This is a genomic window from Alteromonas sp. B31-7, from assembly GCF_015767655.1.
In the GTDB taxonomy this organism is placed as follows: domain Bacteria; phylum Pseudomonadota; class Gammaproteobacteria; order Enterobacterales; family Alteromonadaceae; genus Alteromonas; species Alteromonas australica.
The window spans coordinates 697,591-722,214 of sequence record NZ_CP065233.1; the positions used below are offsets into that span (position 1 = coordinate 697,591).

Below are 24,624 nucleotides of genomic sequence, written 5' to 3' on the forward strand. Positions count from 1 at the left end.
AATGCAGAAACAAAACCGTGATGCGCGGGTTGTTTAAAATTTGCACTGCATTTGTAATTTACTTTCAGGAGTTCTTGTGACTGATACATTCAATACAGTAGAAACCCAAGCAAGTTACGGCATTGGTTTTCAAATGGGTCAACAATTGCAATCAAATCCTTTCGAAGGCCTTGCTATAGACGCAGTGGTAGCAGGATTAAAAGACGCATTTGGTGGGCAAGCACCACAAGTTGACAACGATACCCTTCGTGACGCGTTTGGTGAAATTCATAAGCGTATGCAAGCTGAAAAAGAAGAAGCGAGCAAAGCGGTGATTGAAGAAGGGGCTAAATTCCTGGAAGAAAACGCTAAGCGTGACGGCATTACTGTGACAGAATCTGGTCTTCAGTATGAAGTCGTTGCTAAAGGTGACGGTGAGAAGCCAGTTCCAGCGAGTACTGTGCGTGTTCATTATCATGGTACCCTAATCGATGGTACTACCTTTGACAGCTCTTACGAGCGTGGTCAACCTGCAGAATTCCCTGTAGGCGGTGTGATTAAAGGTTGGACTGAAGCGCTTCAACTTATGGAAGTCGGTGCTAAGTACCGTTTATACGTTCCCCATGAACTTGCCTATGGCGAGCAAGGTGCTGGTGCAGCTATCGCGCCTTACAGCACACTAATTTTTGATGTTGAGCTTCTCGACATCTTAGGCTAGTTCAGAACTGAAAAGCACAGGCATAGCGCTGTGCTTTTCTCTTCTTTCCCTTTTGTATTACGCACTTTTCACTTCCTTCCTTTTTTCTTTTTTAGTTACCGATAAAGCATATTCATTGGGTGTGCGTTTGCGTTATGCTAATGCAATTCATCTCAACCCATCTGCTCCGAGTTGTTATCACCGGCATGGGCATTACAATAGTGCCACGCTAAATAAGGAAAATTATTATGGTAATCAAGCCTAAAGTGAGAGGCTTCATATGTACTAACGCTCATCCAGTGGGGTGTGCAAAATCGGTTGAAGAACAAATTGCTTACGTTAAATCAAAGGGTGACTTAGGCGCAGGTCCTAAAAATGTCTTGGTTGTCGGTAGTTCTACTGGCTATGGTTTGGCGTCGCGTATTACCTCGGCGTTTGGTTACGGTGCTAACACCTTAGGTGTGTGTTTTGAAAAAGCGCCAACAGAACGCAAAACCGGCACAGCGGGTTGGTATAATACAGCGGCTTTTCACGACCAAGCCAAAGCCGAAGGCGTCTATGCTCAGACCATTAACGGTGATGCGTTTTCAGATGAAATTAAACATCAAGCAATCGAGAAAATAAAAGCCGACATGGGCAAGGTTGACTTGGTCATTTATAGCTTAGCATCGCCACGCAGAACCGACCCTGAAACGGGTGTTACTTACAAGTCGACACTTAAACCAGTAGGCCAAGCGTACACAACAAAAACCTATGACACTGACAAAGATAAAGTGCATGAAGTGTCACTTGAACCTGCCAACGACGACGAAATTCTCAACACCATTAAAGTGATGGGTGGAGAAGACTGGGAACGTTGGATGGATTTCCTAAGGGATGCTGGTGTTTTAGCAGAAGGCTGCAAAACAACGGCCTATACCTACATTGGTAAGGAACTTACATGGCCTATTTATGGCCAAGCTACCATAGGCAAAGCGAAAGAAGATCTCGATCGTGCTGCTGCCGCTATTATTGGTAAAAATAGCGATTTATTGGTTCAAGCGAATGTGAGTTCATTAAAGGCACTAGTGACCCAAGCCAGTTCAGCCATTCCGGTTATGCCACTTTACATCTCGCTTATTTATAAAGTGATGAAAGAAGAGGGTACCCACGAGGGGTGTATCGAGCAGATATATGGGCTGTTTAGCCAATGTCTGTTTGGCGACTCAGCCACCCTTGACGAGGCCAATCGTTATCGCATGGATGGAAAAGAAACCAACGATGCCACGCAAGCTAAAATTAAAGTGTTGTGGGATCAGGTTACGCAAGAAAATTTCCATGAGCTAAGTGATTACGAAGGCTATCATCATGAGTTTTTGAAGTTATTTGGCTTTGATATAGACGGTGTTGACTACGAGCAAGATCTAGACCCTATGGTGAGTTGGTAGTTAAAACTGACAAAAAAATAATGAGATTATGTCAAGCCGTCTTTGTGACGGCTTTTTTATGACTTTTGCGACAATTAAATCCTCTCAGATTTACATTAAATTGTAGAAAAATTTGGCTTTATCTGTGATTTGCGTGGCACAAAGCCTAATGTTAATGCTAAAATCCCGAAATTAAGTAGGGGGCTGTTCGTCTTCTACTCAACAATAGTGATTAATGCGCTGAAAAAACAATAATTATTACGTGCAATTTTTTAACTGTTGATCATAAAAAGAACAGCGAAGTGCGTCGCTAACTTAGGTGCTAACTTTTACAGTTTCATAACAGGCTGGCTGTAATAACGAATTTTGGCACCATCAATCTTATAAATATAAAAAGGTGTAGTACATCTGTTAAAAGTACGCTTTTGCATGCTAGCAGGCGAGGATTCTTGCGGTCATGCAAAAGGGTATTTCTATTAGAGTAGTGCGATTACATATGATAAAAATCAAGAAAGGTCTCGACCTCCCAATTGAGGGAGCGCCCAAGCAGGAGATTGCTGATGCATCTTCTGCAACGCGCGTTGCCGTTCTGGGAGAAGAATATGTGGGTATGCGCCCTACCATGCACGTCCAAGTTGGCGATGTAGTGAAGAAAGGTCAGGTGCTTTTTGAAGACAAAAAGAACCCTGGCGTTAAATTCACTGCCCCGACTGCGGGTGAAGTGGTAGAGGTTAACCGTGGTGCAAAACGTGTTCTTCAGTCTGTAGTAGTCAAAACCAGTGGCAGTGATGCTGTTGCGTTTGACAAAATTGCAGCTGACCAGATTGCGAGTGCAACACGCGAGCAACTTCAGTCAATCCTTGTAGAGTCTGGCATGTGGACTGCGTTCCGTACGCGTCCATTTAGCAAATCTCCAGCGCTAGATTCTGTTCCAAGTTCAATTTTTGTGACAGCAATGGATACCAATCCATTAGCGGCAGATCCTGCTGTTATCATTGCTGAGCGCCAAGACGATTTTGTAAATGGTCTTAAAGCGTTAACGCAATTGAGTGGTGGCAAAACTTACGTATGTAAGGCAGCGGGGTCATCGGTAGCAACCGGCGACGCGGCAGTTGATGTAGAAGAATTTGGCGGTCCACACCCTGCGGGCCTACCAGGTACGCACATTCACTTCCTAGATGCAGCTGGCATGAACAAAACGGTTTGGCATGTTAATTACCAAGACGTTATGGCGATTGGTGCTTTGCTCACGACCGGTGAGTTAGATAACCGTCGTGTTATTTCGCTAGCGGGTCCAGCGGCAACTAACCCACGCTTAGTGCGCACGGTTTTAGGTGCAGACCTAACCGAGCTTACTGCCAACGAGTGTGTAGAAGGTGACGTACGTGTTGTATCTGGTTCTGTACTTAACGGTACAACAGCCCAGGGCGTTCATGGCTTCCTAGGTCGTTTCCACACCCAAGTTTCATTATTAAAAGAAGGTCGCGAGAAAAAATTGTTCGGTTGGATCATGCCTGGTTCGAACCAACACTCAGTGACTCGTGCTTACTTAGGTCATCTAAGTGGTAGCAAGAAATTCGATATGACAACAACAACCAATGGTTCCGAACGCTCTATGGTTCCAATTGGTAATTACGAACGCGTTATGCCCCTAGATATCATTCCTACGCTTCTGCTTAGGGACCTGATTTCTGGTGATACTGACGGTGCTCAGACGTTGGGTTGTTTAGAGTTGGACGAAGAAGATTTGGCACTGTGTACCTACGTATGCCCTGGCAAATACAACTATGGTCCTATTTTACGCGACTGTTTGACCACGATAGAGAAAGAGGGTTAAGTCATGGGTTTAAAAGCGTATTTAGAAAAAATTGAGCCGGATTTTGAGCCGGGTGGTAAGCATGAAAAGTGGTACGCGCTTTACGAAGCGGCGGCGACCATTTTTTATACGCCAGGTAAGGTAAACAAAGCGAACACGCACGTGCGTGACAGCATTGACCTTAAACGCATCATGATCATGGTATGGATGGCAACATTCCCAGCGATGTTCTTTGGTATGTACAACATTGGTCTTCAAGCGCAAGACGCGATTACCATGGGCGCAGGTACACTACCTGACACATGGCAAGCCGGTCTTTTCACTGCATTAGGCGGTGACTTAACCAATGCGGGCATGCTAGGCCTATTCTTTTACGGTGCTTGTTTCTGGTTACCTATCTACGCAGTCACGTTTGCGGTGGGTGGTTTCTGGGAAGTCCTATTCGCTTCTGTGCGTAAGCATGAAGTAAACGAAGGTTTCTTCGTAACATCGGTACTTTTTGCACTCACCCTTCCCGCCACTATTCCTTTATGGCAAGTAGCACTAGGTATTACCTTCGGTGTGGTTATTGCGAAAGAAGTCTTCGGTGGAACAGGTCGTAACTTCCTTAACCCAGCACTGTCTGGTCGTGCGTTCTTATACTTTGCTTACCCTGCACAAATTTCGGGTGACCAAGTATGGGTAGCGGCAGATGGTTACTCAGGTGCAACGTCTCTTAGCCAAGCTGCTTGGGGCAACCTAGACTACGCTGATATGACGCAGTGGATGGACAGCTTTATCGGTACCATCGCGGGCTCAGCAGGTGAGGTATCTACCCTTGCTATTATCCTTGGTGGCTTGTTCATCATGTACATGCGTATAGCAAGTTGGCGCATTGTTGCAGGCGTGGCCATCGGTGTCGCGTTCTTCGCAACACTGCTAAACCTCATTGGTAGTGACACTAACCCCATGTTTGCAATGCCTGCGCATTGGCACTTTGTTGTGGGTGGTCTTGCTTTTGGTATGTTCTTTATGGCGACAGACCCAGTGTCAGCGTCATTCACTAACCAAGGTAAGTGGGCTTACGGTATCTTCATTGGTTTCATGACGGTACTAATCCGCGTCCTAAACCCTGCCTTCCCGGAAGGTGTGATGCTAGCAATACTATTTGCTAACTTGTGGGCGCCACTGTTCGACTATTTTGTCGCACAAAGCAATATCAAGCGGAGGGTAGCACGTGTCGGCTAAGAAAGAATCTTTAGGCAAAACTATCGGCGTAGTTGTTGCCGTATGTTTAGTTTGTTCAATTGTTGTTTCTGGCGCGGCTGTTGGCCTTCGCTCATTGCAGCAAACAAACGCAGCTCTTGATAAAAAGAGCAATATTCTTAATGCAGCAGGCCTATACGAAGTAGGCATGAGCAATAGCGTCATCGAAAGCACGTACAGCGAGCGAGTAGAACAGCGCTACGTTAATCTTGATGAAGGTACGTTTGTCGACGCACCTAAGCCAGATTACGATATGTATAAAGCGGCCAAAGAAACAGAGTACAGCACTAAGGTAACTAGCAGTAATGTAGGCTTCCAACGTCGTCCAAATGTGGCGAGTGTTTACTTAGTACGTGACGATGCAGGAGATGTTTCTCGTATCATCCTTCCTGTACACGGTAGCGGTCTTTGGGACCTTATGTACGGTTTCTTAGCGGTAGACGCAGACGGCCAAACGGTTCGCGAGCTTATTTACTATCAGCAAAAAGAAACGCCAGGATTAGGTGGTGAAGTGCAAAACCCTGCTTGGCAGGACAAATGGGACGGCAAAGAGCTTTACGAGAATGGCGAAGTGGCTATTCGCGTAGTGAAAAATGCTAACCCAAGCAATCCTCACACTATCGATGCGCTTTCAGGTGCTACCCTAACCAGTAACGGTGTTGAAAACACCATTCGTTATTGGGTAGGTGAGCAAGGCTTCGGCCAGTTCCTGAAGAACCAAGCATGGCGTTCATAAGGGAAGTCTCATGGCAGATACTAAAGAAATGAAAAAGGCCCTCTTTGGGCCAATCCTGGACAACAACCCTATCGCCCTTCAGGTATTGGGTATTTGTTCAGCACTGGCAATTACCACTAAGCTGGAAACAGCCTTGGTAATGTCGCTTGCGCTGACTAGCGTTGTAGCGTTCTCAAACTTGTTTATTTCACTTATTCGTAACCAGATTCCTTCTAGTGTGCGAATTATTATCCAGATGACCATTATTGCGTCTTTGGTAATTGTTGTTGACCAAATTCTAAAAGCGTATTCGTATGAAATATCGAAGCAGCTTTCGGTGTTCGTTGGCCTGATTATTACCAACTGTATTGTAATGGGTCGTGCAGAAGCCTACGCCATGAAGAGCCCACCTTTGATGAGCTTCCTTGATGGTATTGGTAACGGCTTGGGTTACTCTTTCATTCTAATTGTTATTGGCACAATTAAAGAGCTATTTGGTTTCGGTACTATTTTAGGTTTCGAAATCCTACCATTAGTTCAAAACGGTGGTTGGTATCAAGGTAACGGTTTGCTAATCCTACCTTTCAGCTCATTCTTCTTAATTGGCGGTATGGTGTGGTTCATCCGTACAATCCGTCCAGAACAAGTAGAGCCTAAGGAGTAAGTCGTGGAACATTATTTATCATTATTTGTTCGCTCAATTTTTGTTGAGAACATGGCGTTGTCACTTTTCTTGGGTATGTGTACCTTCCTAGCGGTATCTAAGAAAGTAAAGACTGCTATGGGTCTTGGTGTTGCCGTTATCGTGGTATTGGGTATTTCTGTACCGGTTAACCAAGTTATTTATGTCAACATTCTTGCTCCAGGCGCATTAGCATGGGCAGGTTTCCCTGAAGCTAACCTTAGCTTCCTTAACTTCCTAACGTTTATCGGTGTTATCGCGGCATTGGTACAGATCCTAGAGATGAGCTTAGATAAGTTCTTCCCTGCGTTATATAACGCACTAGGTATCTTCCTTCCGCTTATCACCGTTAACTGTGCGATTTTTGGTGGTGTAGCATTCGCGGTTCAGCGTGAATACAACTTTACCGAAAGCATTGTTTACGGCATAGGTAGTGGTATGGGCTGGGCACTAGCCATTGTGTTGCTAGCGGCAGTACGTGAAAAGCTGAAGTATGCTGATATGCCTGATGGCGTTCGTGGTCTGGGTTCTGTATTCATGATCGCTGGCCTTATGGCGCTCGGCTTCCAGTCATTCACTGGTATTCAGCTGTAATAGAGCTCGGGAGCATATAAATGAATAACGTAGAAATATTTCTTGGCGTCGGCATGTTCATTGCCATTGTATTGGCGCTAGTATTTATCATCATGTTTGCCAAGTCTAAGTTGGTACCAAGTGGTGATGTAACCATCACTATTAACGGTGACCCAGACAAGGCAATTAAAACTGCACCGGGCGGTAAGCTTCTTGGTGCACTGGCTGACGCAGGTTACTTCGTATCATCTGCATGTGGTGGCGGTGGCTCATGTGGCCAGTGTCGTGTCGACGTACACTCAGGTGGTGGTGAAATTCTACCTACTGAACTCGACCACATCACGAAAGGTGAAGCGCGCGAAGGTTGCCGTCTTTCATGTCAGGTTGCGATTAAGCAAGACATGGAAATCGAACTTGAAGAGTCGGTATTTGGTGTTAAGAAATGGGATTGTGAAGTTATCTCTAACGATAACAAAGCGACTTTCATCAAAGAGCTTAAGCTTAAAATTCCTAACGGTGAAAGCGTACCTTTCCGTGCCGGTGGTTACATTCAAATTGAAGCGCCAGCGCACCACGTTAAGTACAAAGACTTCGAAATTCCAGAAGAGTATCGTGGCGATTGGGAGCGTTTCGGCTTCTTCGACATCGAGTCTAAAGTAGACGAAGAAACCATTCGTGCTTACTCAATGGCAAACTACCCAGAAGAAGAAGGCATTATTATGTTGAACGTGCGTATTGCTACGCCGCCACCTAATAACCTAAGCCTACCTGCTGGTAAAATGTCATCGTACATTTGGAGCCTGAAAGAAGGTGACAAAGCGACGATCTCTGGTCCATTCGGTGAATTCTTCGCGAAAGAAACTGAAAATGAAATGGTCTTCGTAGGTGGTGGTGCAGGTATGGCCCCAATGCGTTCACACATTTTCGATCAGCTTCGTCGCTTGAAGTCTAACCGTAAGATGAGCTTCTGGTACGGTGCACGTTCACTTCGTGAAATGTTCTATACAGAAGATTTCGACGAGTTAGCAGCAGAAAACGATAACTTTGAGTGGCATGTAGCCCTGTCAGATCCTCAACCGGAGGACAACTGGGAAGGTTACACAGGGTTCATTCACCAAGTACTTCTAGAGAACTACTTGAAAGATCACCCTGCACCAGAAGACTGTGAGTTCTACATGTGTGGACCACCTATGATGAACGCGGCCGTTATCAACATGCTGAAAGATTTGGGTGTTGAAGACGAAAACATCATGCTAGATGACTTCGGTGGTTAATCTACCAAGCTAAAACAGTTATTAAGCATATTAAAAGGGGCGCAAGCCCCTTTTTTGTTGAAGTAAAATGTCCAGCTTAGATAATAGACATATAACTTTGTGCAAAGAGAAGTAAGGATAATAACGTGATCCGTTTTGCAATTAGAATTTTTCTCGCCTTTTTTGCAATAGGTATTTTATTCCTAGCAAGTTGCAGTGAAAAAGGTCAGCCTGTGGTGCACCTACAAGGGCAAACCATGGGAACCACCTACAATGTCAAATATCTTGTAGATGAAGCGCCTGTAGAGGGGTTACAGGCTGAAATTGATGCCCGTCTTGTTGAAGTAAATAAGATGATGTCTACTTACGACCCGACGTCGGAATTATCGCGTTTTAATCAGTATCGTTATACCGATAATTTTGAGGTATCACCGGACACCCTATTTGTTATTAATGAAGCGCTGCGCTTGGCGAATTTAAGTGGCGGTGTACTTGATGTTACTGTAGGGCCATTGGTGAACTTGTGGGGTTTTGGCCCAACCAAACGACCAGAGAAAGTACCAAGCCAAGGGGAAATCGACGAAATTAGAGATTACGTGGGTTATCAGAAACTTTCTACCACACCAACGGGTCTTAAGAAGAGCCACCCCATGTTATATGTGGATTTGTCTACCATTGCTAAAGGTTTTGGCGTTGACGAAGTGGCAGAGATACTGGAAAAACGTGGCATTGAAAATTACTTGGTAGAAATAGGTGGTGAAATGCGCGTGAAAGGAGAACGTGGCGACGGCAGCGAGTGGCTTATTGCTATTGAAAAGCCGGTCACTACTGAACGCGCGGTGCAAAAAGTGGTGTCTATTGGTGAAAATGCGGTGGCTACATCAGGAGACTATCGTAACTACTACGAAGAAGATGGCGTACGTTATTCACATTTAATTGACCCTACTACGGGAAAACCCATCTCTCACAACTTGGTGTCGGTAACCGTTGTTCATCCTTCTTCAATGACGTCAGATGGTTTGGCTACCGCATTTAATGTGATGGGGTGGGAAGAGGCGATTGCGGTTGCCGAGCAAGAACAACTTGCGGTATTCCTAATTCGTCGTACCGAAGACGGATTTGAAGAGTATGCATCACCAGAATTTGATAAACTGGTTACAGTTCATAATTAGGGGGTAGCGATGTCTACATTTATTCTTGCCTTTGGTTTCTTTTTAGTGATGGTATTAGCCATGGCTGTGGGCTACCTAGTTCAAAGAAAATCTATTTCTGGTAGTTGTGGTGGCCTAGGTGCGCTAGGGATTGAAAAAGCCTGCGACTGTCCAGAACCGTGTGACCGCAAAAAGTCGCGTATGGAAAAAGAAGAAGCCCGCCAGAAAAAGCTAAACGAGTGGAAGCAAAACCAAATTTTGTAATGCTTCGCCTTTCGTTGGCTTAAGATCTAAAAGCGCTGTTTGATACTCATCGACAGCGCTTTTTGTTGATGAGTATATCTATAAGTTCTTTAATGTTGAGGCTTATTGAAGCTGCCGAATAATGTCCATTGATTGATGAAGGACCCTACTAATTCTAATACCATGTTTGAACTTTCTAAAAACGATAACGTGCTTATTTACTTGGTTGAAATGTGATTGTTCGAGCCATTTGATAAATCCTGTAAGTAAGTTGCTTACAATATAGCTCAATCGTTTTACACTCTCAATTATGCCTTAATTTAATTGAGCGCTAATTAGCGTTTAATTTGCATTATTTGTACTTTTCATAAAGACGTTAATTATGTGTGTGAGCCTTTAATTCTATCTAGAGTCCACAAGGAGATAGTGTAATTCAACGTTATTAGTAATATACTGTCTTTTTGTACAGTTTTACGTTTAAAGCTAAAGAATGAAGGCGGACAATGCGAAAAATTATCCACGTCGACATGGATTGTTTTTACGCCGCAGTTGAAATGCGCGACAACCCTGCCTTGCGCGATATTCCCATTGCCATTGGTGGCAGTGCCGACCGTCGTGGGGTTATCTCTACCTGTAATTATCCCGCCCGCAAATTTGGTGTACGTTCGGCCATGGCTACCGCGTATGCGTTAAAGTTGTGCCCCAATCTTACTTTAGTGAAAGGGCGCATGGAGGTGTATGCCGCTGAGTCGCAAAAAATACGTAAGATTTTTGCTGACTATACTGACCTTATTGAGCCCTTATCATTAGACGAAGCTTACCTAGATGTTACCAACAGTGAGTTTTGTGGGGGCAGTGCTACGTTAATTGCCGAAGAGATACGCGCGCGTATTCAAAACGAATTAGGTCTTACTGCTTCTGCCGGCGTGGCCCCCTGCAAGTTTGTGGCAAAAGTGGCCAGTGACGAAAACAAACCCGACGGCATCTGCGTGATCACGCCAGATAAGCTAGACACATTCGTACGAGAAATGCCCCTCAAAAAAATTCCGGGCGTGGGCAAAGTCACCATGCAAAAGCTGCAGCGCATGGGGTTGAATACTTGCAATGACGTTAGGCAATACCCTTTCGAGCGCATTCAAAAAGAGCTTGGAAAATTCGGTAGCGTGTTGTGGGAACGTGCTCACGGCATAGACGAGCGTGAACTGTCGGTATCACGTGAGCGCAAGTCTATCGGCGTGGAGCGCACGTTAAATGAAGACATACATACCTTCGAGCAGTGCATCGACTTCTTGCCCCACTTGTTTGAAAAGCTTCAAGAGCGAATGGATAATCACAAAAAGCGAACGGGCAAACCGGTACGCATTCGCACGCAGGGCGTGAAGCTTAAGTTCAATGACTTCCAGCTAACCACGGTTGAACATCGTTATGGGGCGTTGGATGAAAATTATTTCCATACCCTAATGGAAGAGGCCTTTGAGCGCGCAAAAGGCCGAGGCATTCGTTTGGTAGGCTTGCACATAGGGCTAGCAGTCAACCAAAGCACCCAGCAGCTTATTTTGCCTTTCGAAGACGTTTAATTAGGCTGTGTTACACGTATACTTGTTATTTTTAAAGCGCTTCCTTTCAAGGGATAATATGAATACCAAACAACTTAAAACCCCCGGTCGTTACAAGCACTACAAAGGCAGCTTGTATGACGTGTATGAAGTGGCTACCCATTCAGAAAATGAAACTAAGCTGGTTGTGTATCGACCTTGCTATGGGGAAAAGGCGTTATGGGTTCGCCCTCTAGAAATGTTCTTTGATACAGTAGAACGAGACGGTATTGCCCAACTTCGCTTTGAATATGTGGGCGCAATACCTGATGATGAAAAAATGATCTAATAGTGAAATTAACCCATAGTGAAATTGGTCTTAATTCAAACAAGCCCTACACAAGGAAATAATAATGAAAACTGTCCCAGGTTCTAAAAACATGCTCATGGCTGCGTTGTTCGCCATTGCCCCATTTGCATTCTCAGCCGTTAACACAGCAGTAGCGCAAGACCAATTTGCTGATGTAGAAGTGAAAGCCACAGCGATTAAAGGCTCGGTGCACATGTTAACGGGAATGGGCGGCAACATTGGAGTATCGGCAGGCGACGATGGTATATTGATTATTGATGATCAGTTTGCGCCACTGGCAGAAAAAATTGCCGCGCAACTAGGCCAGTTGGGAAATAATGCGCCTAAGTATGTGATCAATACCCATTATCATGGCGATCATACTGGCTCCAATGCGTTTTTTCACAGCCACAAAGGCGCCACTATTTTAGCGCACGAGAATGTGCGAATTCGTTTGGCTAATGATGAAAAAGTGAAGCCCGAAGCTTTGCCTGCTATCACCTATGAAGACGGCATTAAAATACACTTTAATGGCGAAACCCTTCACGTTATGCACTTAGAAGTTGGGCATACCGACGGTGATAGCGTAGTGTGGTTTGAACAGCCTAATGTAATGCATACCGGTGATTTGTTTTTCAACGGCATGTTTCCTTACATCGACCAAGGTGCCGGCGGTAATGTAGAAGGCTACATGGAATCGGTAACGCAATTACTTAAAAAAATTGACGATGACACCGTTATTATCCCTGGCCACGGTAAACTTAGCTATAAAGCGGAATATAAGCGTTTTCTCGCAATGATAGACGAGACTTTCAACTATGTTAAAGCGCTAAAACAGGAAGGTAAAACCCTCGATGAAGTCAAAGCCCTAGGCCTTGAGGAAAAATGGGCAGATTGGAGCTGGAATTTTATTACCGAAGAGAAGTGGATAACTACACTCTATACCGATGCTTAAAAACCACGCTGCTTTTAATATTGAATAAATGGGCAGGGGAGTCTTCTTTACTGCCCTGCCATTTACTTAAAATGGCACTATCACCGGGTCTTTGGGCACCAGATTAAAGTGCACCAATTCTAAGTGCCGAATCTGCCAGATGTCTGCTAAGCGGTTTCCCGTATTTTAAGCTCAAAGGGTAAAACTTGGCTCGCTTGTTCAACGTCTTCGCCTTCAATTAGCGCTATCAATGATTCGGTTGCCATTTCCGCCATTTCACGGCGTGGGACTGAAACTGTTGTTAGGGCAGGGTAAATTGAACGTGAAAAACTCAGGTTGTTGAAACCGCAGATATCGATATCCTTGCCGGGCTTGATACCTCGCCTATTGCATTCCATTACCGCGCCGGCAGCAAGCTCATCACTCACAAAAAATAGCGCATCAGTATCGGGCCATTTATGTAACGTTTCTGCGAGCAGCTCTGCGCCAGCTTGAAATGAGGCATCAGCTATAGAGGAGAGATATCGCTCGGCAGATAGCCCTGCACTGTTAAGCGCGGATTCCCAACCCTGTTTTCGCAATATTGCTCGCCAATCTAAAAACAATGAGCAAAAAGCAATATTGCGGCGTCCTTTGTCGATGAGATGTTGGGTCATGGACTGTGCTGCTAATGCGTTATTTACCCCATAGTTAATATCAAAAGGCTCGCTAGAAATATCCATTATTTCGGCGACAGGTGTCCCTGTGGCTAACAGCATTTTTCGCGTTTCTGCAGTGTGACGCGTCGATGTAAGAATAAAGCCACTCACGTTCTGCTGAATGTAAGACTCGACAGTGCGCTCTTCCCCAAGCTCGGTATAGGTCGAATCACCAATCATAAGTGCATAATTTGCTTTATCGGCAACGGCCTTCACGCCTAACATCACATCGTTAAACACATTGTTGCCAAAAGACGGAAGCAATAACGCAATGGTTCTATTATTGTCGGAGCAGAGCGATTGAGCGGCGCGGTTCGGAATATAGTTTAGCTCTCGAGCAGCCTTTTTGATCTTATTGGCGAGTGATTTTGAGACGCCACTGGCGTTATTAAGCGCACGGGAAACAGTAGTTTTGTGGACCCCAAGGTGATTGGCTACGTCTGATATCTTCGTGCGTGACTTTTTTACCTTATTCATTCTTTAATCTTTTAACGTTCTGCTAGTTTCGATAACCCGCGCGGGCAGGAGTGTTAATGTCGCGGGTCTTACATCGATACCAAAGGGCGAATAAAGTCTTCCGCTTGTTTAGATACACACTCGAGCGACTGCGTCACATCAATAATGAATGCGTTTTCTTTAGAAGGAAGCTCTAATGCTGCAAACTGACTCTCGAGCATAGCATCACCGTTAAAAAAATGCTCCCGTTGTTTTAATCGCTCACTTAGCACGGACTGTGAAGCATGAAGATAAATAAAGTGGCAGTGAGAAGCGATGTCTTTAGTCAGCACGTCACGATAGGCTGAGCGAAGCGCTGAACAGCTTATAACCACGTTCCGGTCGGCGAGAATGTGTTGCTTGGCAATCATGTTCAACGTAACTAACCATTCCCATCTGTCGGCATCTTGCAGTGGTATACCGGAAGACATTTTTTCTACGTTGGCCTCGCTGTGGTAACGATCTCCTTCCTCGAAAGGCATGTCAAAACGTTCGGCTAAATGCTGGCTCAGTGTCGATTTTCCCGTCCCTGAAACTCCCGAAACGAAAAATACATGGCGGTGGGTCATAAATTTATTTCTCACATTACAGTTCAGGAGTAGATCAGGAGTGAGTCATTTTGTCTCCATTTTATTGATGAATATTAGTTTGGAAACCGGTTGCGTTCAAGGGGTGATTATAATAATGTTACTAAAAGGTTTTTTTGAGTTAATAACTATTTAACATCGACGGGGCTTATCAACTTAGCTCTTAAAGATAGTGAGCAATTCCCACATTATGGCAGGGTCAACATGATGACATTGTCACTAACAGGTACCAGAGAGCACATATGACCGATACCTTCTCCCTTCTTTTTGTCGCTATTTGCAGCATTGTACTTCTCACCTATTTAGTTGTAGTGAGAAAAATGCATGCTTTTATCGCGATCCTCGTGGCAGCGGCATTTGTCGGCCTTGGTACGGGAATGCGAGGGGCCGACGTGCTGGCTTCAATGCAATCAGGTATGGGCAATACGCTGGGATTTGTAGCGACCATTGTTGGTCTTGGCGCTATGTTCGGGCAGTTCTTAGAAGAATCCGGCGGCATTGATAGGCTTTCGCAAACTATCAACAATAAATTTGGTGATAAGAATAGCCAGTGGGCGGTTGTGCTAACGGGGTTTCTTGTTGCTATACCCGTTTTCTTTGAAGTGGGGCTTATCATATTAATGCCTCTTATTTACTCGTTAGCAAAGAAATCAGGAAAGTCGCTTATTTATTATGGCATCCCACTCACCGCTGGACTCGCTGTTACTCACGCCTTTATTCCTCCAACACCTGGGCCTGTCGCGGTGGCGTCAATTTTAGGGGCGGATATTGGCTTAGTCATTTTGTTCGGCTTTGTCGTTGGTGTTCCTTGTGCCTGTTTAGCCGGCCCAATTTACGCGACATTTTTAGCAAAACGCCTGCACGTACCGGTTCCAAGCCATATCATTGAAGCTTCACATAAAAAGCCACAAGCGCTCCCCAGCTTTCGTTCAGTTGCGGCGCTACTGACATTTCCGCTCGTGGCTATTCTGGTGGGTACGTTGGCAAAGTTCACGCTTTCCGAAGGTGTCTTGAAAGAGGCGTTGCTATTTATTGGTCATCCCTTCATTGCGCTTACTATTGCAACCATTGCCTGCTTTAAAGTGCTAGGGAAGAAACAAGGCCTATCAAGGGAACAAATTAGAAACATTGCTTCTAGAGGATTAGAGCCGGTTGCCTTAGTCATTCTGGTAACAGGCGCGGGTGGCATGTTTAAACAAGTGCTCATCGACTCTGGAGCGGGACAGGCCTTTGCCGATGTTGTCGCATTGTCGCCGCTTCCACCCTTGGCTGCGGGGTTTCTCATCGCAATTTCGGTAAGAATTATTCAAGGCTCGGCTACGGTGGCCATGTTAACGGCGGCAGGTTTAATGGGTCCTGTCGTGCAGGAGTTGGCGTTTTCACCCTCAGTACTCGCCCTAATGACCATTGCGATTGCGGCGGGGGCTACGGCCATGTCTCACGTGAACGATACGGGGTTTTGGATCGTAAACCGTTATTTTGATATTTCCGTGAAAGACACGTTTGTGTCTTGGACGTGTATGGCAACCCTAATAGGGTTTATTGGGCTTTTTCTCGTACTCGTAATTGGTTTATTTGTCTAACGTCAAAAGTGGCGCAAACAAGCTTTGTTTTTCTGTGGCCACTGGTTTCATTATTTATATTTAAATGGTTGTAACTAGGAGTCAACATTAGAAGCATTATTACTGAACGTCTGTATATAAAGCTGCTCTACTTTGTCTCTTGCCCATTGGGTTTTGCGAAGAAACTTCAGCGATGATTTGATAGAAGGGTCGTTATTAAAACAGTTTATTTTTATTCTATAGTACAAGCCTTCCCACCCGTAATAGTCGTGTAATTGAGTCACTATTTTTTCTAAGGTAAGCCCGTGTAATGGGTTGTTTGGTTGCTGTTCTGACATAGACATTGTCCACAGTAAATTGTTACCGCAACTTTAGCATATTATTCGTTACCTTCCTCCATAAGGCCATTAAATTCACTGTCTGAAACCATAATAGTTGAACCCTTTTTCGATTCGAACACAACTTGTACAAAATTTATCTGTTTGTCGATAAGAGTGTCATGAATTTTCTTAATACGTTGTTCGTGTTGCCGACAAGGCGCGCATGCATCGTAATTACCAAAGCGAACCAAAACAATGGTGTATTCAGCACTTGTGTATTGATACCCCTCTGGCATAAAGGGGGTAAGCATTTCTTTTTCTTCTTTTGAGTCTTCTATCGGCGGTCGCTTTTCAAGGTACTTCACAATATTTTTTGCCAGTCCCTTTTCTTTAAATATTAATTCGCCTGCGTCATTAAACACATAGTGAACAGGTGAAAAGTTACCTAGCCCAGAGGCGTTCATTTTTTCACCAGGAAAACGGGTGACAAACTCCTCAGCGTAGGAAAACGTGGAATGAATACCGGTGACTATAAGTATAAAGTAAAAATAAAATTTCATGTTGATAGTCCTAAGTTAATGATAGCCAAGCGTTACGCTTAATTGAGTGAGTGCCTTTTAATAGCAGGGCTAATACAGCAAAGAGAGAAACACTGATAAAGCACAAACATACGAAAACCGCCTGCGCCATATTGGCGTATAAGTCTGGCCAGCGTAGCAGAGTGATAGCGATCATTATCGCTACAATGGGGGTACTGACAGCCATATAAGTGAGAGTGTTTGATGAAGCCACGTGGTGGGGCAATGCGCCAAGGTTTAGCCGTAACGCAATCTCTCGACGTGATTTTTTCAATATCAATTGAATGCTATTAATAGAGAAAACGGTCGTCGTCACCAACAACACGACGGTGACTAACAAAGATAGACTAATGAGGGCTAACTGTGGGGCTTCTTGTTTATCGATTAAGTCTGAAATACGCAGGAGTTTGGGGTTGGAAAGTGATGTGTCTATCTGCTGTAGGCCGTTTTCAACAGCATTTAAAATGTTACTTGCACTTGCATCACTTCTTATCAGCAAGCTCTCAAACCCCGTTAGCGTGGGCGTGATTCTATAGACCAAGGGCGGGACCTTGTTATCTTTGCTTTGAAAGTGGACGTTGGCGACCACACCAACCACATTTAATGTAAACTTCTCTCCCTCGGTGGTAAACCCTACCAAATGAAGGCCTGCTAGGTCCTTGCCGTTAAAAATACTTTGGTAGAGCTGTTCGTTTATTACAACATCCTTGAAGCTTCCCCAGTGTAGTTGGCTACCTTTGATTAATTGAATATCAGCAAGGTTGAAAAAATCAGGTGATACTGATGCAGAAAGTACTTGAGGGTTGTTGCCGCCTCCTAATGGCTGCATTGAAGGTGTATACAAATTTGTGTAAGACGTATTGCCTAACATAAATGGCATATTGGTTAGCGCAGAGCCTGAAATTTCTGGTTGTTGGTCAAGGCCATTTAAAAAGAGCTGTGGCAGATTGTTAGTGTAAAAAGTGTCGCCAAATCTTGGGCGATCAAAGTGCACAATATACAAGCCTTCAGGGTTGTAACCGCGCTCAATATGGAAGTACGCATATTGCTTTTGCAGTACCTCAACGGCTTTGGCCAGGCTAAGCGCACTGAGGCCTACCATAATACTAAGGATAACAAAGGTTTGAAATTTTTGCGCCACGGTGGCTGTTGCCCCTCTCCCTAGTGTGTTGCCAAGGAACGTAGCTTGAACGGCAAAAAGTAATATTGATAGCGCGGTTAACAAAACAAATACAGCTGCGCATATTTTTAATACAAGGCTCCAACTAAGGTGATTAAATGCAACTGTCTCGGAGATGACAAAGGTAACCAGCTTTCCAGTTGCAGGCAACAAAAGAAGAACGAACAAAAGCAAGAGTGCAAAGGAAAGGCTGGTTTCCAATGCAAATTGCCATTTTATGTGGGCGTTTCTGGCACCTAAATGCTGGCGTAAAGTAACTTCGTTTTGCCTAGCTTCATTGTTATTTAGAACATAGCTTAAAAAAGCGATGAAGCTAAATACAAATAAAATTGAGAACAGTTGGATGAGCCGAAATAAGCGAGCTTGAATTTTTTTGTAGGCGGAAAAACTGACTCCGAATGCGTCAGAAAGTTTGAGCTTTTCCCCATCGAACATGAGCAAGCTTTCGCTAAAATATTGGCTAAACTGTGTCATGTCATCATCAGAAAAGCTGGTGTTACTGACTAAATAAGACATGACGTCGGGGCTAAGGCTGCTTAAGTTTGAACTGGTTAACTTGGGTAAAAACGCAAAAGGTACAATAATGTCTGCCCTATCTTGCTGCCTAAAGCCTAAGAAGTTTTCAGGCATGATGGCATCGATGGTCGCTGTGTGTTCATTAATGGTAAGTGTGCGGCCAATGACAGGCTTTTGCTGCATTTGGTCACGCCAAAAACGATAGCTTATGGCGACATGTAAGTTACTGTCGGGTGAAGGGTACTCAAGATTAGTCAGGTGGCCTTTTAACGGCCTTATGCCCAACTCAAGATAGCTTCCCGATACAAAACTCGCTTGTACGTCTGTGGGGGCAGGTAAATTAACTTTTAACCACTGACTTTTCTCGTACATAACGTTGTAGCGATATCCGGGTACCTTTTCTTCAGCAAGATAGTAAGGGAGCGGCGTGTCGGTTTGCTCATACAAATAACGCACTTGTTGCACGCCGTTTAGCTCATCTACACCTAAATAAGTAGGGGTTTGGTAAGCTTGTTTAATGATAGATGCTTGGATGAAAAACGTGAGAGGAAGCGCAAGGAGTATTAACGACAACCAAAAAGAGACGCTGCGCTTATTTTGCAGCCACCAATTCAGCGTTAAATCTAAATTTAACTTAACTGCACTGAAGAACATGCGAAGCGTCCTGCCTTTGTGTCACTAACATGCCATCTCGTATAACAAGTTGGCGTTTTGCTTTTAAGGCAAAATTTTCATCATGGGTTATCAAACAGATAGTTCGCCCTTCTACATTTAGTTTTTCAAGAATAGAAAACACCACTTGTGCATTATGACTGTCTAAATTTCCCGTCGGCTCGTCGGCGAGTAGCAAAGAGGGTTCATTAACAATAGCTCTGGCAATGGCAATGCGTTGCTGTTGTCCGCCAGATAGCTGGTTAGGATAACGGTCGATGTAATCTTCCATATCTACCTGACGTAGGGCGTTAAGTGCCTTTTCTCTGTACAATTTTCGTGGTGTGTTTGCATCGTAGGTTAGTGGCAAGCACACATTATGGAAAACACTTAAATGTCCCAATAAATTAAAGTTTTGGAAAATGAGGCCAATTTCTTGGTTTTTGAGTTTCGCTTTTGACCGCTCAGTAATCTGCGCCACGTTGGTATCAAACAGATAGTAGTGCCCACTTGAAGGCGAGTTAATCAGGCCGATAATCGACATCAGTGTACTTTTCCCAGAACCTGAAGTGCCTACAATTGCCGTATAGTCGCCCTCCATCAAAGAGAAAGACACGTTATTCAATGCTAATTGCGTGGTGTTCTGGTAGCAGTAATTCACTTCCTCAAAGCGTATTATTTCGCTCATTATCCCCTCGTTTAATCAAAGAAAGTCGACGATGTCGTATTGGGCACAAGTACTATCTGTTCCCCGTGGTTTAAACCTGGCGTGAGAAAGAGGTTGTCTTGGTCTGCACTTATAATAGTAATGTCTGTGCTGACTCTTTCGCCATTAACCAGTCGATACACTCTCCATTGTTCCGAATGGGAGTATTCTTTTGGTTTGTTGACAAAAGCAATATGCGTGATAGATGAGCTCGTGATAGCGGCTTCAATAGATTGCCCCATGCTCATCCACGAGGGTAGATTTTGTGGCAACTTTACCCTGACCATGACAGCGCCATCCCTAACGATAGGGTCAATAAAGTCTACCGTGCCTTCCACTTCACCGTTAGGTGACTTTATGGTTGCCACGGCATTAAGATCTATTTTAAACCCCAAGTATTGTGGAATAGCAATGTCAGCAGCAAGTGCTTTGTCATTAACGATTTCAAGTACTCTGTTTCCCACCGAAATGGCTTCACCTTGTGCCAATTCAAGTTCTTTTACGACACCATCAATGGGAGACGTAATGGTGAGCGCATCAATACGGGATTTAAAATAAGCAACTTTTTCTTCGGCTGCTTTTCGTTTAGCTTGCAATGCTGCGTTTTGGCTTGCGTACCCCTTCTTGTAGGCATTGTAGCGCTGCAATAAATTTGAAACGTCCATTTCTGCTCGTTCTACTTTTAACTTCAGTTGCTCGAACTTGACCGCGGATATAATGCCGTATTCTCTTAGCTTTTGGTTCGCATCTACCTCTAGGCGTTGACCTTTTAACTCAGAGCGCGCTTTGGCCAAGTCGGAAGCTATCGCGTCTAACTCTAGTGCTAGCTGACTTTGCTCATAAGCGACTGACGCAAAAATGTCATCGGCTTCAAACTGCACTTCTTTAAACTCTCTAAAGAGTTCAGGGTTGGCAATTTTTATTAAAGGTTCACCAACTTGCACTCTGTAACCTTGGCTAACATATACCTGCTCGATAAACCCACTTTCTGTGGATGAAAGTACATAGCGTTCTGGCGCAAATACTTTTCCATTACCTCTTGCTTGAGCTGGTTGCTCAGCTACCGACACCGTTAACTGGGCGTCAGGAACCATGTTATTGTTAATGAAGGTGAAACCTATTACGGTGAGGGTGAGCAAGGAAAGTAGAAGCGTTATCCAAAATATTCTACTTCTTTTGGTTCGGAAATAATCAGACTTGGTTTCTATGATATTTTGCATCTGTACGCACCTCTCATAAAACGCTTTCAATCACTGCTTAATATTGAAAGAGATTAACACTTTCGTGAGTTTTAATAATCAAATGGCGGGGCTGAGGGTCAGAAATACAAATGATGACTTTTACACAACGCCCTTGCGAGTCGCTTTGGTTGGTCTCATAACATGCAGCAAAAGTAAAAAATGATGCGGAGGCCATTAAGCTTCCTATAATAAGCTTCTTAGCTAATTTTGAATTGAGGGGGGGGATACATTCATAAAATTTTCCTTGTTAAATGTTGTCGCGTCCAGATGCAATTTAAATATATACATCTCAATATCTCATAGTCAAGTAAATTCATACACTGTTAAGTAAACCTGTAAAATCCAAATAATTTTGTTGGTTAGCTATCTATCTCAGCCTGCTCTAGCCACTTTAAGTGGGCTAAGGGATAACCTAAGAAGAACTTCTCTCGGGCAAGGATAATTCGGGTTTCAATACGCTTTATCCCTAGCGCACCTTGCTCACTCAGTGAGTCGCACGCTTTGTTTAGCGCAGCTATATCAGCAAAGCAACTGAATGATACGTAGTCTACGTTACCGGTAACTTGCATGCAGTCCATAAATTGTGGAATCGCATTAATGGCTGCTAAAAATTGCCGCTTGCTGGCCGCGCTGTTGTCGTGCAGGGTAAAATCTACATAGGCAAATATGTGTTCGCACATGGCCTCTAAGTTTACGTCGGCATGAAACGTGCGAAAGTATCCTGCCTCTTTCAATGCTTTTACTCGCTGAAAACAAGCACTAGGAGACAAATTTACGCGCCCCGCGAGTTCCACGTTCGTTAAGTCGGCTTGCAAATGCAAAATGGCCAATATCTTCTTATTGTAGCTATCAAGGCGAATAATCTTCTTCATGGTGATGTCGTTAAGAAATTATATTTTTCATAGCATACCAAAGATAATGGCGCGTGCGCCCCATTTCGATTGACCTGCCATGGCAGTGATGGAATGAATTGAGGTGGAAAGCAATGAAAATGCAGTAATTTGATTCGCTTAATAAGCAAAAGAACAAAATATTATTTTGCATGAATGCTGCACACTAAGATGAAGCTAACAGCAATGCGGTATTCATTGGGCAAAAGGAAGCAAAAGGGTGACAAAAGAATCTATGCAGCATAAAAACGATTACGCATTGGAGCCCGTGCCCGACAGCGAACAAACCCATGGTTGGGCGGTAGGGATGGTGAACGGGTCACTGGCCTTCGCCGTTCCGGGGTTAATAACCGGCATTGAGATAGGCCAAGCGCTAGGTTTTTACAAGAGCGTCGCTGCCTTTTTAGTGGGCGGGCTCATATTAGCCCTACTAGGCAGCTGTACTGCCATCGTTGGGCGTAGCAATCGATTTACCTCGTACCTAACGCTGAAATTCGTCTTCGGTACATGGGGCGCAAAAATAGTGTCCTTTTGTTTCGTGTTGTCGCTACTGGGTTGGTATGGCGTCAATCTCGACCTCTTCGCTTACGCCACCAATGCGCTTTTAACGGATTACATGAATGTAACGCTCAACAATACCGCTATTGAATGGGGCGGAAGCGTTGTCATCGTTATGACGACCCTATATGGCTTCCACCGTATAGAACGCCTAGCGGCATATCTGGTTCCCGTAATGGCAATAGTGACAGCGCTCTTACTCGCTAAAAGCGTTATTGCCATGGAGCATTTAACCGCGCCGGTGCCTTCAATGAGCTTCGGTACCGCGGTTTCGGCGGTGGTGGGTAGTTTCATTGTGTCTATTGTTCTCATGCCTGACTTAACGCGTTTTTGTCGTAAAAAGCATGATGCGGTTATTGCATCTTTCCTTCCGTTTTTTGTGTTAAGTAGCTTTGTGTACATCGCTGCATCCTTGGCTGCTAATGTGTTCTTAACCGCAGATATATTAACTCTTATGGTAAAGGTGGGTCTGGGGTTAGCCGCGTTGCTTTTATTGCTTTGCTCCAGCTGGCTAACCAATGTGCTTAACCTATACAGTGCGGCTTTAGGCACCGCCGCGGTGGGAAATTCCACCAAGCAGCATGTGCTAATAATAGGGTTGGGGATATTAGGTGTTGTGGCATCATCCCTGAACCTGCTGGATAACTTCTCCGACTTTTTGTTCTCCCTATCTATTCTTTTTACCCCTGTAGCGGCCATATATTGTGCTGACTTTTTTATACTTAGGCAGTCTGCCTTGTATTGCCAAGAAGAACGCATTCCTTCTTTCAATGTTGTTGCCTTGCTTGCCTGGGGACTGGGCGTAGCATTTAGCATATACAGTGGCTATATCACATTTACCATTACCCCCATTCATGCCATCGATGCCTTAGTGGTGTCTTTTTTAAGTTATCTCGTGTTAGCGAAAGTTCACACCCGCTTGTTTGTTCCTAAGGAGTCAATATGAAACAGCTGTCATTGGCCGATATGCAGGATTTATTGCTTGGTTGTACCATTTTAGGCACAGGCGGGGGCGGAGAAATGAGCGAAGGTCTCGCGTTGTTAGAAGACGTTTATCATAAAGGCTTGCCGGTTACACTAGTCAGTTTGCAGGAGGCCCCTGACGACGCCATGGTATGTACCCCGTATTTACTGGGTGCGTTAGATTTAAGCGAAAAGCGACAACCAAAGTACCAACGATTGCCGCAAAGTGAAGCGCCTGCTATTTGTGCGGCTTATTCTCGTTTAGAACAGCATTTAAACACCACATTTTATGGCACCCTTTGCTGTGAAATGGGCGGTTCGAATACGGCTGTCGCTTTTTATACTGCCGCGCTAAATGGCGGCGTGGTGATTGATGCTGATCCCGCGGGGCGTGCAGTGCCTGAAATCACCCATTCTACATACTATCTCAACAACCTACCTGCAGCGCCTATTGTGGCTGCAAACACCTTCGATGAAGTCTTCATTGTTGAACATGTAAAAGATGACTTACGTGCCGAGCAACTTATGCGAGCCTTATGTCAGGAAAGTGCGAACGATATTGCTTGTATCGACCATGCCATGAAGGTAAAAGATATCAAGCACGCCGTCATTGAGGGCACCTTGAGCAAAGCATGGAAACTAGGTGTTACCGCAAGACAAGCGCAACAAAAGGGACGGGATGTAGCCTCAAGCATAGCGCTAATGGGGAACGGTTTTGTGAGTTTCCGTGGCGATATCGAGCATTTTTCTTTTGATACGCAAGCTGGCTTTACGGTGGGGGACGTGAAAATATCAGGCACAGGCAAGTTTGCCCACCACTGTTATACCCTTGCGGTCAAAAATGAAAACCTTGTGGCTTATTTCGACGGTGAACTAGACGTTACCATTCCGGACTTAATTTGTGTTATCGATACTGAAACTGGGCTACCTGTTACTAACCCTCATTATCATAAGGGGCAATCGGTGGCGGTGATTATTTTACCAGCGCCTACAGAATTCACTACGCCACGTGGTTTGTCGGTATTCGGGCCAGCCTATGCCGGTGTTGATGCGCCATACCGGCCGGCAAGCCCTCGCAACGTGGCCTAGGCTTTACCGGTA

24 protein-coding genes are annotated in these 24,624 nt (G+C 44.6%); 16 read left to right on the forward strand and 8 right to left on the reverse strand.

Features of this window, described 5'->3' with window-relative positions:
• Positions 1-76 precede the first annotated feature (76 nt).
• The 13 genes from IUA53_RS03010 to IUA53_RS03070 all read left to right on the forward strand — a co-directional run bounded on the left by IUA53_RS03010 (position 77) and on the right by IUA53_RS03070 (position 12,599).
• Positions 77-697 carry an FKBP-type peptidyl-prolyl cis-trans isomerase gene (locus IUA53_RS03010; protein ID WP_044058147.1) on the forward strand — a complete coding sequence of 207 codons (621 nt, stop codon included), beginning with the start codon at positions 77-79 and terminating at the stop codon, positions 695-697.
• A gap of 227 nt (positions 698-924) precedes the next feature.
• Positions 925-2,103: an enoyl-ACP reductase FabV gene (fabV, locus tag IUA53_RS03015; RefSeq protein WP_196898334.1), complete on the forward strand. Its 1,179-nt coding sequence runs from the start codon at positions 925-927 to the stop codon at positions 2,101-2,103.
• A gap of 475 nt (positions 2,104-2,578) precedes the next feature.
• Positions 2,579-3,919, forward strand: coding sequence for a Na(+)-translocating NADH-quinone reductase subunit A (locus IUA53_RS03020; protein ID WP_044059075.1), 1,341 nt, complete (start codon positions 2,579-2,581; stop codon positions 3,917-3,919).
• A 3-nt stretch (positions 3,920-3,922) separates the two neighbouring features.
• Positions 3,923-5,125, forward strand: coding sequence for an NADH:ubiquinone reductase (Na(+)-transporting) subunit B (locus IUA53_RS03025; RefSeq protein WP_044058145.1), 1,203 nt, complete (start codon positions 3,923-3,925; stop codon positions 5,123-5,125).
• On the forward strand, positions 5,115-5,879 hold the full coding sequence (locus IUA53_RS03030) for a Na(+)-translocating NADH-quinone reductase subunit C (RefSeq protein WP_044058144.1): 765 nt from the start codon (positions 5,115-5,117) through the stop codon (positions 5,877-5,879). The genes IUA53_RS03025 and IUA53_RS03030 overlap by 11 nt, the downstream gene beginning before the upstream one ends.
• A gap of 10 nt (positions 5,880-5,889) precedes the next feature.
• Entirely contained in the window at positions 5,890-6,522 is a 633-nt protein-coding gene (locus IUA53_RS03035; RefSeq protein ID WP_044058143.1) for an NADH:ubiquinone reductase (Na(+)-transporting) subunit D, read from the forward strand.
• 3 nt (positions 6,523-6,525) lie between these two features.
• Positions 6,526-7,134 (forward strand): NADH:ubiquinone reductase (Na(+)-transporting) subunit E, encoded by a 609-nt coding sequence (gene nqrE, locus IUA53_RS03040; protein WP_196898336.1) that lies wholly within the window; start codon positions 6,526-6,528, stop codon positions 7,132-7,134.
• Positions 7,135-7,154: 20 nt separating this feature from the next.
• Positions 7,155-8,387, forward strand: coding sequence for an NADH:ubiquinone reductase (Na(+)-transporting) subunit F (gene nqrF, locus IUA53_RS03045; protein ID WP_044058141.1), 1,233 nt, complete (start codon positions 7,155-7,157; stop codon positions 8,385-8,387).
• Positions 8,388-8,512: 125 nt separating this feature from the next.
• Positions 8,513-9,538: an FAD:protein FMN transferase gene (locus IUA53_RS03050; protein WP_196898338.1), complete on the forward strand. Its 1,026-nt coding sequence runs from the start codon at positions 8,513-8,515 to the stop codon at positions 9,536-9,538.
• Between the two features lie 9 nt (positions 9,539-9,547).
• Complete coding sequence (gene nqrM / locus IUA53_RS03055; RefSeq protein WP_044058139.1) at positions 9,548-9,781, forward strand: (Na+)-NQR maturation NqrM; 234 nt, start codon at positions 9,548-9,550, stop codon at positions 9,779-9,781.
• 482 nt (positions 9,782-10,263) lie between these two features.
• Positions 10,264-11,337 (forward strand): DNA polymerase IV, encoded by a 1,074-nt coding sequence (gene dinB, locus IUA53_RS03060; RefSeq protein WP_044448704.1) that lies wholly within the window; start codon positions 10,264-10,266, stop codon positions 11,335-11,337.
• A 58-nt stretch (positions 11,338-11,395) separates the two neighbouring features.
• The gene (locus tag IUA53_RS03065; RefSeq protein WP_196898340.1) at positions 11,396-11,644 is read left to right on the forward strand and encodes a DUF1653 domain-containing protein; all 249 of its coding nucleotides are present in this window, start codon (positions 11,396-11,398) and stop codon (positions 11,642-11,644) included.
• A gap of 64 nt (positions 11,645-11,708) precedes the next feature.
• Positions 11,709-12,599 carry an MBL fold metallo-hydrolase gene (locus tag IUA53_RS03070; protein ID WP_196898342.1) on the forward strand — a complete coding sequence of 297 codons (891 nt, stop codon included), beginning with the start codon at positions 11,709-11,711 and terminating at the stop codon, positions 12,597-12,599.
• Between the two features lie 146 nt (positions 12,600-12,745).
• Here IUA53_RS03070 and IUA53_RS03075 read toward each other — a convergent pair whose 3' ends face one another.
• Both IUA53_RS03075 and IUA53_RS03080 read right to left on the reverse strand, forming a co-directional pair.
• The gene (locus IUA53_RS03075; RefSeq protein ID WP_044448698.1) at positions 12,746-13,753 is read right to left on the reverse strand and encodes a LacI family DNA-binding transcriptional regulator; all 1,008 of its coding nucleotides are present in this window, start codon (positions 13,751-13,753) and stop codon (positions 12,746-12,748) included.
• A gap of 68 nt (positions 13,754-13,821) precedes the next feature.
• Positions 13,822-14,340, reverse strand: coding sequence for a gluconokinase (locus IUA53_RS03080; protein WP_044058134.1), 519 nt, complete (start codon positions 14,338-14,340; stop codon positions 13,822-13,824).
• Positions 14,341-14,600: 260 nt separating this feature from the next.
• Between IUA53_RS03080 and IUA53_RS03085 the strand changes: the two genes are divergently transcribed.
• Entirely contained in the window at positions 14,601-15,941 is a 1,341-nt protein-coding gene (locus tag IUA53_RS03085) for a GntP family permease (protein WP_196898344.1), read from the forward strand.
• Between the two features lie 74 nt (positions 15,942-16,015).
• On the opposite strand, the gene IUA53_RS03090 is transcribed toward IUA53_RS03085, so the two are convergent.
• The 6 genes from IUA53_RS03090 to IUA53_RS03115 all read right to left on the reverse strand — a co-directional run bounded on the left by IUA53_RS03090 (position 16,016) and on the right by IUA53_RS03115 (position 21,984).
• Positions 16,016-16,258, reverse strand: a complete 243-nt coding sequence (locus IUA53_RS03090; RefSeq protein ID WP_044059074.1) for a VF530 family DNA-binding protein — start codon at positions 16,256-16,258, stop codon at positions 16,016-16,018.
• A 41-nt stretch (positions 16,259-16,299) separates the two neighbouring features.
• Entirely contained in the window at positions 16,300-16,800 is a 501-nt protein-coding gene (locus IUA53_RS03095) for a hypothetical protein (RefSeq protein ID WP_196898346.1), read from the reverse strand.
• A 10-nt stretch (positions 16,801-16,810) separates the two neighbouring features.
• The gene (locus tag IUA53_RS03100; protein WP_196898348.1) at positions 16,811-19,168 is read right to left on the reverse strand and encodes an FtsX-like permease family protein; all 2,358 of its coding nucleotides are present in this window, start codon (positions 19,166-19,168) and stop codon (positions 16,811-16,813) included.
• A complete protein-coding gene (locus IUA53_RS03105) occupies positions 19,149-19,853 on the reverse strand; it encodes an ABC transporter ATP-binding protein (protein WP_231401247.1) in 705 nt (234 codons plus the stop codon). The genes IUA53_RS03100 and IUA53_RS03105 overlap by 20 nt, the downstream gene beginning before the upstream one ends.
• Before the next feature lie 11 nt (positions 19,854-19,864).
• Positions 19,865-21,091, reverse strand: coding sequence for an HlyD family secretion protein (locus IUA53_RS03110; protein WP_196898350.1), 1,227 nt, complete (start codon positions 21,089-21,091; stop codon positions 19,865-19,867).
• Positions 21,092-21,471: 380 nt separating this feature from the next.
• Positions 21,472-21,984, reverse strand: a complete 513-nt coding sequence (locus tag IUA53_RS03115) for an Lrp/AsnC family transcriptional regulator (RefSeq protein WP_196898352.1) — start codon at positions 21,982-21,984, stop codon at positions 21,472-21,474.
• Positions 21,985-22,222: 238 nt separating this feature from the next.
• Here IUA53_RS03115 and IUA53_RS03120 point away from each other — a divergent pair, with 238 nt between their 5' ends.
• Both IUA53_RS03120 and IUA53_RS03125 read left to right on the forward strand, forming a co-directional pair.
• Positions 22,223-23,506 carry a purine-cytosine permease family protein gene (locus IUA53_RS03120; RefSeq protein ID WP_231401248.1) on the forward strand — a complete coding sequence of 428 codons (1,284 nt, stop codon included), beginning with the start codon at positions 22,223-22,225 and terminating at the stop codon, positions 23,504-23,506.
• Positions 23,503-24,612: a DUF917 domain-containing protein gene (locus IUA53_RS03125; protein WP_196898354.1), complete on the forward strand. Its 1,110-nt coding sequence runs from the start codon at positions 23,503-23,505 to the stop codon at positions 24,610-24,612. Before IUA53_RS03120 ends, IUA53_RS03125 begins: the two co-directional genes overlap by 4 nt.
• Positions 24,613-24,624: the final 12 nt, after the last annotated feature.

Bases quoted from the DNA above. Each gene is read 5' to 3' on its own strand.
- fabV (WP_196898334.1), top strand. From the start codon at position 925: ATGGTAATCAAGCCTAAAGTGAGAGGCTTCATATGTACTAACGCTCAT.
- IUA53_RS03020 (WP_044059075.1), top strand. From the start codon at position 2,579: ATGATAAAAATCAAGAAAGGTCTCGACCTCCCAATTGAGGGAGCGCCC.
- IUA53_RS03025 (WP_044058145.1), top strand. From the start codon at position 3,923: ATGGGTTTAAAAGCGTATTTAGAAAAAATTGAGCCGGATTTTGAGCCG.
- IUA53_RS03035 (WP_044058143.1), top strand. From the start codon at position 5,890: ATGGCAGATACTAAAGAAATGAAAAAGGCCCTCTTTGGGCCAATCCTG.
- nqrF (WP_044058141.1), top strand. From the start codon at position 7,155: ATGAATAACGTAGAAATATTTCTTGGCGTCGGCATGTTCATTGCCATT.
- nqrM (WP_044058139.1), top strand. From the start codon at position 9,548: ATGTCTACATTTATTCTTGCCTTTGGTTTCTTTTTAGTGATGGTATTA.
- dinB (WP_044448704.1), top strand. From the start codon at position 10,264: ATGCGAAAAATTATCCACGTCGACATGGATTGTTTTTACGCCGCAGTT.
- IUA53_RS03065 (WP_196898340.1), top strand. From the start codon at position 11,396: ATGAATACCAAACAACTTAAAACCCCCGGTCGTTACAAGCACTACAAA.
- IUA53_RS03070 (WP_196898342.1), top strand. From the start codon at position 11,709: ATGAAAACTGTCCCAGGTTCTAAAAACATGCTCATGGCTGCGTTGTTC.
- IUA53_RS03075 (WP_044448698.1), bottom strand. From the start codon at position 13,753: ATGAATAAGGTAAAAAAGTCACGCACGAAGATATCAGACGTAGCCAAT.
- IUA53_RS03080 (WP_044058134.1), bottom strand. From the start codon at position 14,340: ATGACCCACCGCCATGTATTTTTCGTTTCGGGAGTTTCAGGGACGGGA.
- IUA53_RS03085 (WP_196898344.1), top strand. From the start codon at position 14,601: ATGACCGATACCTTCTCCCTTCTTTTTGTCGCTATTTGCAGCATTGTA.
- IUA53_RS03090 (WP_044059074.1), bottom strand. From the start codon at position 16,258: ATGTCAGAACAGCAACCAAACAACCCATTACACGGGCTTACCTTAGAA.
- IUA53_RS03095 (WP_196898346.1), bottom strand. From the start codon at position 16,800: ATGAAATTTTATTTTTACTTTATACTTATAGTCACCGGTATTCATTCC.
- IUA53_RS03100 (WP_196898348.1), bottom strand. From the start codon at position 19,168: ATGTTCTTCAGTGCAGTTAAGTTAAATTTAGATTTAACGCTGAATTGG.
- IUA53_RS03105 (WP_231401247.1), bottom strand. From the start codon at position 19,853: ATGAGCGAAATAATACGCTTTGAGGAAGTGAATTACTGCTACCAGAAC.
- IUA53_RS03110 (WP_196898350.1), bottom strand. From the start codon at position 21,091: ATGCAAAATATCATAGAAACCAAGTCTGATTATTTCCGAACCAAAAGA.
- IUA53_RS03115 (WP_196898352.1), bottom strand. From the start codon at position 21,984: ATGAAGAAGATTATTCGCCTTGATAGCTACAATAAGAAGATATTGGCC.
- IUA53_RS03125 (WP_196898354.1), top strand. From the start codon at position 23,503: ATGAAACAGCTGTCATTGGCCGATATGCAGGATTTATTGCTTGGTTGT.